10 protein-coding genes are annotated in these 14,862 nt (G+C 48.9%); 5 read left to right on the forward strand and 5 right to left on the reverse strand.

All coding sequences use genetic code 11. The annotated features are described in order from the left end of the window. Positions 1–5: 5 nt before the first annotated feature. Positions 6–593, reverse strand: a complete 588-nt coding sequence (locus OXH18_RS19260; RefSeq protein WP_268609053.1) for a sigma-70 family RNA polymerase sigma factor — start codon at positions 591–593, stop codon at positions 6–8. Between the two features lie 244 nt (positions 594–837). Here OXH18_RS19260 and OXH18_RS19265 point away from each other — a divergent pair, with 244 nt between their 5' ends. Then, complete coding sequence (locus OXH18_RS19265) at positions 838–1,500, forward strand: ferritin-like domain-containing protein (RefSeq protein ID WP_268609055.1); 663 nt, start codon at positions 838–840, stop codon at positions 1,498–1,500. 429 nt (positions 1,501–1,929) lie between these two features. Beyond that, positions 1,930–3,897 (forward strand): sulfite reductase, ferredoxin dependent, encoded by a 1,968-nt coding sequence (gene sir / locus OXH18_RS19270; RefSeq protein WP_268609057.1) that lies wholly within the window; start codon positions 1,930–1,932, stop codon positions 3,895–3,897. A gap of 135 nt (positions 3,898–4,032) precedes the next feature. Here sir and OXH18_RS19275 read toward each other — a convergent pair whose 3' ends face one another. The 4 genes from OXH18_RS19275 to OXH18_RS19290 form a co-directional block, all read right to left on the reverse strand. Next, positions 4,033–4,650 carry a hypothetical protein gene (locus OXH18_RS19275; protein ID WP_268609059.1) on the reverse strand — a complete coding sequence of 206 codons (618 nt, stop codon included), beginning with the start codon at positions 4,648–4,650 and terminating at the stop codon, positions 4,033–4,035. 46 nt (positions 4,651–4,696) lie between these two features. Then, positions 4,697–5,422, reverse strand: a complete 726-nt coding sequence (gene pyrF / locus OXH18_RS19280) for an orotidine-5'-phosphate decarboxylase (RefSeq protein ID WP_268609061.1) — start codon at positions 5,420–5,422, stop codon at positions 4,697–4,699. Then, positions 5,422–5,856, reverse strand: a complete 435-nt coding sequence (locus tag OXH18_RS19285; protein ID WP_268609063.1) for a hypothetical protein — start codon at positions 5,854–5,856, stop codon at positions 5,422–5,424. Before OXH18_RS19285 ends, pyrF begins: the two co-directional genes overlap by 1 nt. Positions 5,857–6,377: 521 nt before the next feature. Continuing rightward, complete coding sequence (locus OXH18_RS19290) at positions 6,378–10,268, reverse strand: DUF4347 domain-containing protein (protein WP_268609066.1); 3,891 nt, start codon at positions 10,266–10,268, stop codon at positions 6,378–6,380. Between the two features lie 367 nt (positions 10,269–10,635). On the opposite strand from OXH18_RS19290, the gene OXH18_RS19295 reads away from it, so the two are divergent. The 3 genes from OXH18_RS19295 (at position 10,636) to OXH18_RS19305 (ending at position 14,859) form a co-directional block, all read left to right on the forward strand. Then, positions 10,636–12,063 carry an ATP-binding protein gene (locus OXH18_RS19295; protein WP_390904399.1) on the forward strand — a complete coding sequence of 476 codons (1,428 nt, stop codon included), beginning with the start codon at positions 10,636–10,638 and terminating at the stop codon, positions 12,061–12,063. Between the two features lie 48 nt (positions 12,064–12,111). Then, positions 12,112–13,335: a metallophosphoesterase family protein gene (locus OXH18_RS19300; RefSeq protein WP_268609070.1), complete on the forward strand. Its 1,224-nt coding sequence runs from the start codon at positions 12,112–12,114 to the stop codon at positions 13,333–13,335. 297 nt (positions 13,336–13,632) lie between these two features. Further along, on the forward strand, positions 13,633–14,859 hold the full coding sequence (locus OXH18_RS19305; protein ID WP_268609071.1) for a cation:proton antiporter: 1,227 nt from the start codon (positions 13,633–13,635) through the stop codon (positions 14,857–14,859). The last annotated feature ends 3 nt before the right edge of the window (positions 14,860–14,862 follow it).

Below are 14,862 nucleotides of genomic sequence, written 5' to 3' on the forward strand. Positions count from 1 at the left end.
ACCTACTACACACAGTCTTGCAAAATCTTTCGCAATTTGAGTAACCCTTGACGCGATCGAGTTTTGACAGTGCCAAGGGGCATATTTAACCGTTGTGCAATTTCTGATTGGCTGAGTCCTTCATAGTAGGCAATTTGCAAGATTTCTCGTTCCGCTTCGGGAAGTTGGGCCAGGGCATGACGCACACGTTCCGATCGTTCGCTGATTGATGCCTGTTCCAACGGAGTAGACGAGGAAAGCTCTTCTCGGGTTAAGCCTTTCCAGCGTTGCAGAAATCGAAAGCCAGTGTTGCGCGATCGCAACTTATCAATGGAACGAGAACGGGTCATGGTCATGAGAAAGCTGCTTAAAGAGCCACGACTGGGGTCATAGGTTTGACGATGCCACAGCGATAGAAAGACTTCCTGCGCCACGTCCTCTGCTTCTTCAGTGTTAGACAGAATCCGCAGCGCCAGCCCATAAACCAATTTGGCGTAGCGATCGTAAAGCACACCTAATGCCTCAATCTGTCCTTGCCGCATGGCTTGGACAAGGTCGCGATCGGTGACGCTGAAATGATCTACAGGTTCAGGGATGGGAGAGTCTGATGTCATGCGCTTTAAAGAACCGCACTGGGGAAAATTGTTCGAGACAACCATCATCTCCTCTAGCCTACCGTCTTTCAAAGGTCTCTTTAGAAACTACGCAACAGTCTTTAAATTGGATCGGGTTAAGCATCACAAAAACAATGCTTTTAAACAAATTCTTAAACAAATTCAACCCCAAATCCGATCGATCGAGTTCAGCGTATATCCCTGTAGTTCAACGATGATTCATTGATTAGTACAGGAGACACTGATGAATAATCCGATTCTGTTCACTGGCGCATCCTCTCGTCGTTCTAGGTCTTTATCTCGGCGGCATGTCCTTGCGGGTGGAGTGATAGCTGGAATTTCTACGGCGATCGGCACTTCTGTCTTTAAACCACGACCCGTCCATGCCAGTGATGCAGCGGCCAACGATGCTGAAATCCTCAATACAGCCCTCTATTATGAACATCAGGCAATTTGGGCCTATTCATTTGCGGCTGGAGCTTTGAGTGATACCGAAGTTGGCAGAGCGGTCAAAGCTTTGGCATTGCGCAATCAAGCCGACCACATGGCCCACCGAGACACGTTGGCTAGTGTCATTGAAAGCTTGGGTGAAACGCCAGTTGAACCAGAAAATGAATATGATTTATCTGCTTATATTGAACGCGGTGAAGGCAATATTGATTCGGATGTCAACATTGCCAAACTGGCGTTAGCTCTAGAAACCGATGCCGCCATTGCCTATGCCAGCGAAGTTGCCCGTCTCAAAACTCCAGCATTAGTCACGGCTGGAGCGAGTATTGGTTCCACCGAAGCCTCCCATGCCACCGCTATCCGAGCCGCCTTTGTTGCTTTAGGGGTTGATATTGATTATGTTCCAGCTGCGTTTGTTAGCAGCGATACTCGCGATGCTTGGATATTAAAGGTTTAGCTACTGGTTCAATTGATCTTAAAGTTAGAAAAGTTAGAGAGTTATCGTAGCTTGAGGGGCGATCGATTGGTTCGCCCCTTCAGATCATTTGTGCAAAACACCTTCACGTAAGTATCACAAAGGGCGGATAGATTTACTGATCTCACGGGTTTCAACAGAAATTCAGGAATTTATTCCGAACGTCGTCGATCGTCACCACCAGAAATCGTTATTAATTTGTATTAATTTTTCAGCATGGCAACCGTTAGAGAGATACAAATCGAAACTTTTTCTAACGATGCGCTGCACTTGAAGTGAAGGGTGCAATGCTAGAATCAAATGTGTTCCTAGTATTTACCCCTATTCCGACCGAAATACCGGAAATGAAATGGTGTTTTTCAGCAGGTCGGTTGCTTTTTTGTTTCAGTTTGCCTAGTTCTTAAGGTTGTGATGGTTACTACTCCTACCCCTCCCCCTACCACCCCAAAAGTCTCTAAAGTTGAAGGCATCAAGGAGCGCAGTCAACAGTTGCGCCAGCCTGTTGCGACCGAGATTTTGCAAGATACCACCCATTTCAGCGAAGATGGGCTTCAGATCCTTAAATTTCATGGTTCCTACCAACAGGATAACCGCGACAATCGCGTCAAAGGGCAGGAAAAAGACTATCAGTTTATGCTGCGAACGCGCAATCCAGGAGGATATGTGCCGTCGCAACTGTATCTGGCGCTCGATCGCCTAGCCGATCAGTACGGTAATCACACCCTTAGAGCGACAACACGTCAAGGATTTCAACTGCATGGGGTGCTAAAGAAAAACCTGAAGACAGTGTTGGCTGAAGTCATTCGTAACCTGGGATCAACACTGGGGGCATGTGGCGATCTGAACCGAAATGTGATGGCTCCTCCGGCTCCGTTTAAGAACCGCCCAGAATACCAGTACGCAATGGAGTATGCCAACAATATTGCAGATCTGTTGACGCCGCAAACGGGAGCTTATTACGAAATTTGGCTAGACGGTGAAAAAGCAATTTCAGCAGAACCCAAGCCAGAGGTAATGGCGGCTCTGCGACGCAACGGCAATGGCACGATTTTTCACAACCATGAAGAACCGATCTATGGCAATCACTATATGCCGCGCAAGTTTAAATGTTGTGTAACCGTGCCCGGCGATAACTCGGTCGATCTGTTCTCTCAAGATGTCAGCTTGGTGGTCATTACCAACGAGCAGGGGGATTTACAAGGCTTTAACGTTTATGCAGGTGGCGGTTTAGGGCGTACCCACAACAATGAGGAAACCTTCGCCCGCATTGCTGACCCAATCGGCTATGTGGAAAAAACAGATGTGTATGATTTGGTGAAGGCGATCGTTGCCACCCAGCGAGATTATGGCGATCGGTACAATCGTCGTCATGCTCGTATGAAGTACTTACTGCACGATTGGGGGGTAGACAAATTCCGTCAAACTGTAGAAGGCTATTTTGGTAAGTCCCTTCAACCTATGCAGCCCACCCTTCCCTTCAAGTACGAAGACTTTTTAGGTTGGCATGAGCAGGGAGACGGCAAGCTGTTTCTAGGTATTTCTGTGCAAAACGGGCGCATCAAAGACGAGGGGACGTTGCAGTTGAAAACGGCGCTGCGCGAAATTGTGGAAACCTACTCGCTACCGATGTTCCTAACACCCAATCACAATGTCATTGTGGCTGAGATTGACCCAGCGCAAAAAGATGCGATTCAAGCAATTCTCGATCGCTGTGGCGTGCAAAAAGAGACAGAAATTGACCCATTGGTGCGCTATGCGATGGCTTGTCCGGCCCTGCCCACCTGTGGACTGGCGGTGACAGAATCTGAACGGGCGATTCCAGCGATTCTCAATCGCCTTCGGCTTTTGCTTGACAAAGTAGGTTTGCCACAAGAGCATTTTGTGACACGCATGACGGGCTGTCCCAATGGTTGTGCGCGTCCATATCTAGCTGAGTTGGGTTTTGTAGGGCAGAAACCAGGCTGCTATCAGCTTTGGCTTGGAGCCGATCCCAATCAAACCCGGCTGTCTGAACCCTATTTAGACAGTATGCCGATCGAAAATTTGGAAACAACCCTCGAACCGTTGTTTGTGTTCTTTAAGCAACAGCGACAACCGGGTGAAAGCTTTGGAGATTTCTGCCATCGAGTTGGCTTTGAATCCTTGCGCAATTTTGCTACAACCTATGTACCTGAGGCGGTGATGCTTGATGTAACCCCCCTTGAGGTGACTGCGCCTGAGGCTGCCACCATCGCTGCCACCATGACGAAATCACGTCATCGCATTGGTGTCCGCAACGAAGTTTACGATCGCCTAAAAGCCGCATCGATTAAGCAAGGCAAGCCCATGAGTGAAATCGTGAACGCAGCCCTGGAAGTCTATTTGCAGTCGCTCGAATAGGCCGACACAATCTTTACGAAGAGCAATATGCCAAGGGCATGATCCAATTGTGCCCTTTGTCTGTGCCCTTTTTCATTTTTCACTGCTGTGGTTAGGAGCATCTACTTGGTGTTCTCATCCGTTGTCATGCCTTTATCAAGGGGCAGTAATGCGTCCAGCCTGACAATCTCTAAGCCACAGCCGAATCGCTTGAGCAATCACCCCCTGACTGGCATCCTGGGGCGGGGTAGGTGGTTCGTTGGCTGGTACATCGCCGATCGCTGAAAACAACAAAACAAATTGCCAGCCTGCTGCCGTTCGGGTCAAAAATAACCAGTGATACTGCTGCAAGTTCACGATTGCATTAGATACATATTGGCGCTCGAGGGTCGTGAAAAAGATTTGCTGCGTCGTATTATCCTGTTGCGGCCATTGACGAGCAGTCAATTCGATCGCCTCATATTCCGGTTGTCCAGCCACAATGATCGTACCAGGAAGATTGCGAGTGATGCGGAACTCGCGGCTATAGGCGCGTTGGCTGACCCGATTGGCATAGCTGGGCAAATCCCGCAACAGAAGCGGTATCAAGGTGTCTAACTGCTCAGGACAAGCAATGGGAGGGCGGATGAACTCAGCGTCTTCAGCCGAGCGCCAGGCCATTGGTTCTAGATTGGGCAGCACGGCTAGAGTAGGCGAGCAGCGTAAAACCATCACCAACCCTAACCCAATCGCTCGTCCCCAACGCCTCACCTGACCTTCCACTGATTTATTCATCCACTGATTTATTCATCCACTGATTTATTCATCCACGCATCCACCTCTACCCCAACTCCTCACAAATGCGATCGAACGCGGCAACTGGATCGGGTGATGCAGTAATGGGGCGACCAATCACCAAATAATCAGCCCCGGCTTCGAGGGCAGCGGCGGGTGTCAGCGATCGTTGTTGATCGCCTGTTTCGGCCCACTTGGGCCGTACACCTGGACAAACGAGCACAAACTCTGGCCCCAGACTGTTGCGCAACTGTTTGACTTCTTGAGGCGAGCAGACAGCCCCCGCCAATCCGCTTTCCTGCGCCAACAACGCCATTTGTAGCGCATAGTCGGTTAGTTCTAGCGGAACCTTTAATTCAAATGCCAAGGCCCGCGCCGTCAAGCTAGTGAGGAGAGTAATCGCAATTACCCTGGGAGGTTGTATCCCGATTGCGGCTGCCCCTTCGATCGCGGCTGTTTGGGCCGCCTTTAGCGCTATCTCACCGGCAACAGCATGTACTGTTAGCAGGTCTACCCCATAGCCTGCTGCCGATCGACATGCTCCTGCCATCGTGTTGGGAATGTCGTGAAACTTCAGATCTAAAAAGATGCGTTTTTGGCGCTGTTTCAGGATCTTTAGAATCTGAGGCCCTGCACCAACAAATAGCTCCAAGCCTACCTTCCAAAAGGTGACGGTGGGCAGACGATCGAGCCATTCTAGGGCAGTGGCCTCGGTTGAGACGTCTAGGGGAACAATGATGCGATCGACTGGGCACATAGAGGTAGCAACCATTAGAAAACATAAACGCCGCCGCTGGTATCAATGCGGATGGCTGTGCTTCCAGGAATATCACTGCGAGCTTGTGCCACCACTACTTGCACTACGTTATCTTCTACCGTAACGTAGAGGCTCAGTCCAATGTTTTGCTGTTCCGCAGAGGCTAAAAAGTTGATGGGTAAGGGCAAGTAGCTAGTTTGAGTACTCCCAAACGTAACGCGACTATTTGGTAATACGCGACGATCGTCGGTTGGAGGTTGGGTCAAGCGGCAAGTAATGGGCACGCCACCAGCGTTCAGCACCTCAATTTGAATTGGACGGCTTGGATCAACCGACGCCACAGGCTGAACCGCCGATTGAGCTAAATCGATCGAACGATGCATTGGCATCGCTGTAACAACCAGCGGTGCGAGCGCTACACTCGCGACGGTTAGAGCACAAAAAGACATAGAATAACAGTTCACACACCATCTCCTCAACGCGAAAGAGAAATCAATAAATTTGTTGAATTTGTTACCTTAACTGTCTGTACAACCCTGTCAGACAATAAGGCTGAAATCCAGCGAAGATCTCTCCATGAGAAATTTATACACCCGATCGTCCTCGATCGCGTAGTACCAGCCCCACAAATACCAAAATTGTCAGCAGTAGCGATCCGGCTAAGGCCAGCAAAACAGATGTCCAGGTGAGTTCCATGGTTTAGTATGACTCCATGAATACAGCAATCAAATTGGCTTTCAGCCTATCAACAAATCAAATTTCAAGGGATGAACGGAATTAACCGAGCATTGTTTATTCTTGCAGTTCGATACTCTGCTTGTCATGCAGTTGGGCATCGTTCAGCCCACAATCGCTGTCGAATCTCACAGCCTTAGAAAACGTAGCCAAATAGTAATTTTATTGTTGTTGATTGTTTGTTTAACATCTCTAGAAGCACAATCAAGAAATCTATAAGAAAGTGTGTAGAAATTTAAATGAAATAATTGTTGACTGTTAGCACCCCTGCATGGCTGTCTCCCGGTTTGAATTGAATACCAGTGACATCAATCACAAGGTCACGATTCACCGACATTCCTGCATTTTTGTCATTCACTGACAAATAAGTACGATTTTTCCACTTGAAGAAAACGGCTTCGTTGCTCTGCAAGCGCTGGCTGCCAGCTTGCCGCTGATTCTTATCGGCATAGGCTGCCTTCGTTGCGTTTATCAAAGTCTTACCGTTGACCTTGCCAGCATGAAATAGCCCTTGGGGACGGCTCCTAGAACCTAAATAGTTATCAGCAAGCTGACACTTATCTTGCTGCAACGCTTTGAAGTCCTTGACGCGATCGGGACCGTCTACCAAAGAAGATGCATGAGAAAATACAAACCGATCCTTGCCAGGTCCACCCTTGAGAAAATCTTCTCCGATGCCGCCAATCAACACATCGTTCCCCACACCGCCGATTAACTGATCGTTGCCTTGTCCACCATCCAATCGATCGTGACCGCGTTCGCCCAGTAACCGATCGCCGCAGTCCAACCCAATGAGGGAATCATCACCATCGCTGCCTAACAACGTATCGCGATCGGTCGTGCCCACTAATACATCCGCTGCGGGGGTGCCCCGGCGGAAAATGCCCGGATCGCAGGCATCGACTGTTGCTAAATTCGTCCAGCGTTCTGCTAGATTGGCAATGAGGGGATTGCCAGCCGCGTCTGTAATCCCACTATCGCCCGCTGTCAACGAGAGAACATAGGTTCCTTTCTGATTTGTGAGTGTTTTGATGTGTCCCAGTGTCCAGCTAATCCCACCATCTGTAGATAAAGTAGCGCGGCGCAAATCGACGGCTCGGCCATTGCGAGTCAAGCGTAGATCTGTCAGATCAAACCCCTTCACCGCTTCACCAAATTCGATCGTCAGGGCGTTCACCTTATCACGACGAGGATTGGGAGCAACATTAACCATTCTGGCGATGGGATTGGTTTTATCAACGCGATAGACTTGTCCAATGAAATTTCCGTTTGCAATTCCCCGTCCACCCAACGGTGTTCCCAACGAATTCAGAATGGAATCATTGTCTTTGAGATTTAAGCCGATCGTGCCATCTCCTCGACCTGTATTGACTTGAATGGTATAGAATTTACTGTTAACGCGAGTAACAGAACTAATACTAGCACCAGTTACACCATTGGTAACTAATTCAAAATCTGCTGCATTGACACGGCTTACATTCTCACTAAAAACAGCGGTAAACGTAACCATCGCGGCATTAGTTGGGCTTCTTTCTAATCGATTGATTTCAATGACTCTCGGTGGTGTTTTATTGATGGTATAGGTTTGTCCAACAAAGTTACCGTTATTGAGTCCTGTGCTACCCAATGCGGCATTGATACCATTGCGAATGGAGTCATTATCAATCAGATTTAATTGAAGGGTGCCGTTGCCAGTTCCGGTATTAACTCGCACATTGTAATTGCTGCCACTACCCGTCACCGACGCAATACTTGCGCCAGAGACGCCGACGGTATTCAGTGCAAAATCACTAATGTCTACTCCCGTCACTGCCTGCGAGAATGATACGGCGTAGTCGATCGTACCTGCGGCTGTAGGATTGAGGTGAACTCGGTTAATGCCCGTGACGATCGGCGCAAATTTGATAATGTTATAAGTCTGTCCGGCGAAATTGCCGTTATCTACTCCGCGTCCGCCCAACGGTACACCCAGCAGATTTCGCACTGTGTCGTTATCTTTCAGATCAAGACGAATCGAGCCATCGTTGCTGCCCGTATTCACCAACACGGTATAGGTACGGCTATCGACCTGCTGAATGGCTGTCAGACTCGCGCTTCTGACACCCGTTGTCGTCAAGGTGAAATCATTGAGATCCACTCCCATGACATCTTGATCAAATCGCACAGTGTAGGCAACACTGCTGGCATGGGTGGGATTGGTTCCGGCAGCAGCGATCGACACTACATTCGGTGGCGTTTTATCAATACTGTAGGTTTCGCCCGTCAGAAAAGTACCATTGCCCGTTCCGGTTCCACCCAGCGCAACCCCGCGACTGTTCCTGATCGAGTCATTGTCAACTAACGTCAACCCAAGTTGTCCGTTGCCCGTTCCTGTGTTTACCGTGACATCATAGGTTTTGTTGTTGACCTTCTGAATAGACGTAACACTTGCCCCTAAAATTCCAGTGACGGCAACACCAAAGTCCTGCAAATCAACACCTGTGACATCTTGGTCAAAAATAACGCTGAACACGACCGTATCATTGGCGCTGAGGCTGGGGCCCTTGCGATGAATCGCAAAAACGGCTGGCGGCGTTTTGTCCACGTTGTAGGTTTCTCCGGGTTTGTTGCCGTTTCCGGTGCCTGTGCCGCCTAGAGGTACTTCACTGCTGCTGCTTTTGATTGAATCGTTGTCCTTTAGATCTAAGCGCAGATCGCCTCGCCCAGTTCCCGTACTAACTTCAACGGTGTAAATCCTGCCGCTGCCTGACACCGACAAAATTCCGGCGTTGACGATAGTGGCATCGGCTCCAAGCCGAAGCTCAAAATCTGTCCGATCGACACCGCTCACTTCTTGATCAAACGTCACCACATAACTGACCACATCCGCCGCCGTTTCTCTAGGCTGGGCCCGGGCGATTGACACCACACTGGGCGGAACCACTACATTCAGCGATCCGTAGATGTTATTGTCATCGCCAGCAACCCCTGTGGCATGGCTAGCCGTGTTTTGATCAAACGTGGGAGTGCGCTCAGCAATCACCGTTCCGCCATCGATAAAAATGGCTCCTCCTTTGCCCAGTCCTTGCCGACCATTCGTTTGGCCTTCGCCGCCCAACCCTGCCGCCGCCGAGTTATTTTTGAAGCTGCTGCTGCTAATGCGTAACGAACCACCACTGATATAAACCGCACCGCCTTCTCCATTGCCACCCCTTCCACCAGTGCCCGTCAAACTGCCGCCGCCTTGCCCACCGATCGCTTGATTATGTCTGAACGTGACATTCACCAGCGTAACGTTGCCGCTTTGGATACGCAGTCCACCACCTCGCCCCATCCCTCCATTGCCGCCAGTGGCAGATGTGCCAGTGGTTCCATTGCTGCCTTGCGCCAGACCATTAGCGATTGTCAGGCGAGTAAAGCGCACGCGGCCATTGCCCGCATCTACATAAAAGACACGATAGAGATCAGAACCACTGATCGTGGCATCGCCTACAAACTCGATATTGCTGGTAATGGTGGGTAATGCCCCTTCCAGAAAAACATTGCCGTTAATTTGAATAATGGCATCTCCGTCCGTGGCGTTGGCTTGCTCGATCGCCTCGTATAGTTCCTGGTAGCTGGTAACGTTGAAGCTATTGAGCGTTCCGGGATAGGTAGCAACGGCAGACGGGGATAGAGCGAGTGAGGTTTCGATCGCTCCCGTCGTGTACTCTAGATGCCAATTGCCGCCGCGCTCAGTACTGCCAGTCCGATCGATCGACGCCGCTACATCCATTGCTGTTAGTTGGCCTAACCGCTGCACAAAAGCCTGTCCTGAACCTGCCGCCACATCACAGCCATATAGCAACAGATCGGCATCAGCCGCCAGAGACTTTGACCACTGTCGCAGATAAGTATCGTAATAGCTGAGATTGCCAGCACTTAACGTTGTTGCACCTAACTGTATATGCCCTGCTTGTCCATGAGAGATAATCTGAATGCTGCTCAGATTATTGAAATGAACTAAGCTCTGACTAATTTGAATAACGCCATCGGTCTCAGGATACAGAATAATAATCTGCGCATCCTTTTCATGTTCTTGAATTAGATGTTGATAGTTATCAAGATTAGCATCAACAAAAATCAGCCTAGAGATAGGAGAGTTCATAGCAAATGCATGGAGGGCTACAGAAGGCTTAAAGACATAGAAAATTGAATCAATCTATCTCAACTAAGGAGAGCTTAGAATGGTAATTCTTTAAAAAATTTAGAACAATTATGTTGAAGCAGAAGAAAAATTGCTCTCGAGAAAATATACCCCCAAAGTAAAAAAATCTTGCATTAGTTGCAGAAAACCTAGTGTAAGTACATGGGAAAGGTCTAAATGAAAAACAGCGAATTGCTACATAGAATTCCCAAATTTTGACAGGAAACGATCGCCCTTCTGAATTCATGGGCACTCTAACAAGGTAGTCATCCCAATATAGTTATCCCAGAGCGTTCAACCTGTGGATTCGTTTTTACCCATCATGCCCATGCCACCTGCCAAACAATCTCATGCTCCCCTACCAATGCCATCGGTGTCTGAAGTGGGTCAGCCAGAATTAAGATTAGAGTCCACGTTGGCAGACTTGCGACTTTATCACTTCCAAATTGAACCGCACTATACTGGCATGGAAGTTCTTCAGGTGTTTGAGCGCTATTCTGCGTTGCCAGGAGTTGTGTTGCATGAATGCGGTCAATTTTTGGGCATGGTGTCACGAACGCAACTACTAGAGTTTCTAATTCGCCCACAAGGAGAGTTATTCATTTCCCAGCCAATGTCTGTGTTGCACAGGTATGTTCCTACCTATCGCCTAGTATTGCCAGAGCACACATCCATTTTGGTGGCGGCACAGTTAGCACTGCGACGATCGCTTCTGCATCAAAGTGAGCCAATTGTTGTGATGAAGAACTCTGTGAATGAGTTCCCCCACTATTACTTACTGGATATTCACGAACTGAATATCGCTTACTGGCAAATTCGCGGTATTGAAACTCAAGTGCGGTATGAACGATCGCAAATGCAAATGATTCAGTCTGAAAAGATGGCCAGCCTCGGCCGATTGGTAGACGGAGTAGCGCACGAAATTCTAGACCCCGTTAGCTTTATTTGGGGAAATTTGGTGCACCTTTCTGCCTACACAAACCAAATCATGCAGCTTGTTAGCACCTACGAGCAAGAATTTTCCGAATTGCCACCCACGATTCAAACGTTACATCACGAAATCGAACTGGATTATTTGCGCCACGACATTCCGCAAACGATCGCCAGCATTCGCACTGGGGCCGAGCGGCTGAGGAAACTGGCAACGAGTTTGCAGAATTTTTGTCATATTGATGATGTGTATCCAAAACCCGCTGATTTGCACGAGCATTTGGACGGTATTGTGCTACTGCTCAAGAGCCGCCTATTGGGTGAAATTGAGATTGTTAAACGCTATGGTCATTTACCACCCGTCAGTTGCTATGCCGGGCAACTCAACCAGGTGTTTATGAACATTTTGACCAATGCGGTGAATGCTCTGTTGAATCAAGTAATACGACAAGAACTGGCTAGAGACTTTGGTCATGACTCGATTGCAACATCACCCAATGAAGTTGCTTCAAAGCCACAGATTATTATCACGACCCAAGTCCGGTCTGTTTCTGCTCACGGTTCCGCTGCTAGTTCGATCGTTCGTTGGGCGTCTGTTTGTATTGCCGATAACGGCCCGGGACTGTCGGCTGAAAAACGTCAGCAACTGATGGATTCATTCTCCGTTGAAAATCGGGCAGACACAGAGACCAGCTTAGCCGTGAGTTACCAGATTGTCACAGCCAAGCATGGTGGGCAGTTTCATATTCGATCGCCCTTACGCCAAACTTCCACTGAACAGATTGCGATCGGCACTGAATTTGAAATCCTGCTGCCGCTGATGTAATACCATACAAAGTTGAGTCAACGACGTTTTGGTGAGGTCTAGAGCACTATGCATTTCTGGCGATCGGCTCCTCGAACCTTAATCAGCTTGTTGTGTGGATTATGTCTTGTGTTGATACTACACGCCTGCAACTCCAGCAAAGTGTCGCAATCCTCAACATTGACTTCAACCTCATCCACGGTTCCGTCACCCCAATCTCCTGTATCTCCCTTACCAACAAGCAAACCGATCGCCGCTAGTGACACGGCAGAAAATACAACCGAGGGATTGTATAACCCTTCTCGGGGTGATGTTCGCTTTGTGGTGATTAGCGATCTCAACAGCGCCTATGGTTCCACCGATTATGAACCAGAAGTAGATCGGGCGATCGCTCTGCTGCCAGCGTGGCAACCCGATGTAGTGTTGTGCAGTGGTGACATGATTGCTGGACAAAATTTATCTCTTTCTTCCGACCAAATTCGCGCTATGTGGGCGGCCTTTGATCAGCATGTAGCGGCTCCATTACGGCAGTCTGGCGTTCCGTTTGGATTTACGATCGGCAATCATGATGCGTCGGGTGCTCAAAGCAGCGGTGGCAGTTTCTTGTTTCAGCAAGAGCGAGACTTAGCAAGGGAATACTGGAACGAGCCAACCCATGATCCGGGTATCCAGTTTATCGATCGCGATGAATTCCCTTTTTACTACACCTTTGAGTTTGGTGATGTGTTTGTGATGGTGTGGGATGGATCTGCCGCAACTATTCCCCCTGAAAAGCTAGACTGGGTCGAAACTACCCTCACTAGCCCCCAAGCTCGACAGGCTAAACTGCGAATTCTATTGGGGCATTTGCCTCTTTATGCGGTGGCAGTGGGTCGAGATGCGCCAGGTGAAGTTCTCAATAGTGCTGATCAACTGCGAGCAATGCTTGAACGCCATCATGTTCACACCTACATCAGTGGCCACCACCATGCCTACTATCCGGCTCACAAAGGCAATTTGCAACTACTCCACACAGGCTTGCTGGGGTCAGGGCCACGCCCTCTAATCGACAGTGATGTGCCGTCTCCCAAAACGGTAACGGTGGTTGATATCCACTTCAACGCGCCCGATCGAACTACCTACACCACTTACGATATGCAAACCCTGCAACCGCTTGAACTCGATCGCCTCCCGCGCTTTTTGGCAGGACACAATGGCATGGTGCTGCGCCGCGATGTAACAATGGAAGATCTTTCTGCGACCGAGCGAGCGATTTGTGAACAACGGCTTAGCCGCGAACAGTGTTTAGCTTAACGAACTGTCTTCATGTCGTGATCTTTGGATAGCTATTAGTTATTAACCCAGCAATATTTGCTCTTGCCTTCCGGACCTCCCTCATCCCCCAGCCCTTGCTCCCAGAAAAAGAGAAGGGGAGCCGGGTCGGAAGTTCCTCACCCAGAGGGCAAGGGATTGAGAGTGAGCACAGATGTCGTGACAACAGTTGCCGGGTTAATATCTCCTTTGAAAGAGGTGAATCATCTCGTAAACTTCTTATTCTTGAGAAGCTGAAATGCGCACAATCAATTATTTTTGCTTCCTAATAACACCCTTGTGGATACTCATATTCTTAACCTGCTGGTTATCAGTCTGCTCCTGCTTGTCGTTACGCTTGGTTCAGGCTGGATCTCGCGTTTACCGTTATCCTATGCTTTGATCTACCTAGGAGTCGGTTTACTTTTAAGCCCCTATGGGTTGAATTTGATCCAACTACGTCCTGATGCTGAGTTTTTGGAACGGTTAACGGAATTTGTTGTTTTAGTGTCGCTATTTAGCTGCGGACTGAAGATGAATCGTCCGTTGCGATGGGGAGCTTGGAATTCAACTGTACGGTTAATTGGGCTATTAATGCCAATTTCAATTATTGCGATCGCCGCGGTGGGTCATTGGGGCTTGGGGCTTGGCTGGGGAGAAGGCATCCTTTTGGGAGCTATTTTAGCCCCTACTGATCCAGTCTTGGCGTCTGAAGTGCAGTTAACGCATCCAGAAGATCTGGACGAATTGCGGTTCGGACTCACTTCGGAAGGAGGACTCAACGATGCCTTAGCCTTTCCCTTTGTCTATTTCGGTCTACATGCCCTGGAAGATAGCAACTGGGAGAATTGGCTGAAACAGTGGGTCGCGGTGGATTTAATTTGGGCGATCGCCGCTGGGTTGGTGATGGGTATTGTAGTGGCCAGAGGTATAGTCTGGATTGATAAACGCCTCCAGACATTTCGACCCGCTGATGTCCTCATGGAGGATTTTGTTGCCCTCGGCATTATTTTAGCGACCTATGCTCTAACTGAACTGGTTCATGGCTATGGATTTGTGGCTGTATTTGTGGCTGGAATTGTGGCACAACGCAGCTACCGCAATCCAGAAAAACACCTAAGCCAGCTAGAGTTTACAGAACGCATTGAAAAACTGCTGGAAGTAGGCACAATTTTGTTGCTTGGGTCACTATTGCGAGTTGAACCGATGTTGCGATTTGCCATCCCGTCTGTGCTCGTGGCCGGAACCTTGATTGTCTTGATTCGCCCCTTAGGAACCTGGATTAGTACCATTGGAGCCAACTATCATCCAGCCCGGCGGTGGCTATTCGGCTGGTTTGGTATTCGTGGGGTAGGGTCACTTTATTATTTGTCCTATGCGCTAGGTGCAGGCTTGGAAGGTCAAACTGGTGAACTAATTGCTTGGGTCACTTATACAACCGTGGCTATCTCTGTGATCATTCATGGCATTAGTTCTACCCCTCTTATGAACTGGTATGAACGCCATGTTAGCCACCTTCGAGCCTAAGTT

It is taken from the genome of Thermocoleostomius sinensis A174 (genome assembly GCF_026802175.1).
In the GTDB taxonomy this organism is placed as follows: Bacteria; Cyanobacteriota; Cyanobacteriia; order Elainellales; family Elainellaceae; genus Thermocoleostomius; species Thermocoleostomius sinensis.

What these genes read in the sequence shown, in the direction of transcription:
- OXH18_RS19290 (WP_268609066.1), bottom strand. Translation starts at nt 10,268, where the DNA reads ATGAACTCTCCTATCTCTAGGCTGATTTTTGTTGATGCTAATCTTGAT.
- OXH18_RS19295 (WP_390904399.1), top strand. Translation starts at nt 10,636, where the DNA reads ATGCCACCTGCCAAACAATCTCATGCTCCCCTACCAATGCCATCGGTG.
- sir (WP_268609057.1), top strand. Translation starts at nt 1,930, where the DNA reads ATGGTTACTACTCCTACCCCTCCCCCTACCACCCCAAAAGTCTCTAAA.
- OXH18_RS19260 (WP_268609053.1), bottom strand. Translation starts at nt 593, where the DNA reads ATGACATCAGACTCTCCCATCCCTGAACCTGTAGATCATTTCAGCGTC.
- OXH18_RS19265 (WP_268609055.1), top strand. Translation starts at nt 838, where the DNA reads ATGAATAATCCGATTCTGTTCACTGGCGCATCCTCTCGTCGTTCTAGG.
- pyrF (WP_268609061.1), bottom strand. Translation starts at nt 5,422, where the DNA reads ATGGTTGCTACCTCTATGTGCCCAGTCGATCGCATCATTGTTCCCCTA.
- OXH18_RS19275 (WP_268609059.1), bottom strand. Translation starts at nt 4,650, where the DNA reads ATGAATAAATCAGTGGAAGGTCAGGTGAGGCGTTGGGGACGAGCGATT.
- OXH18_RS19300 (WP_268609070.1), top strand. Translation starts at nt 12,112, where the DNA reads ATGCATTTCTGGCGATCGGCTCCTCGAACCTTAATCAGCTTGTTGTGT.
- OXH18_RS19285 (WP_268609063.1), bottom strand. Translation starts at nt 5,856, where the DNA reads ATGTCTTTTTGTGCTCTAACCGTCGCGAGTGTAGCGCTCGCACCGCTG.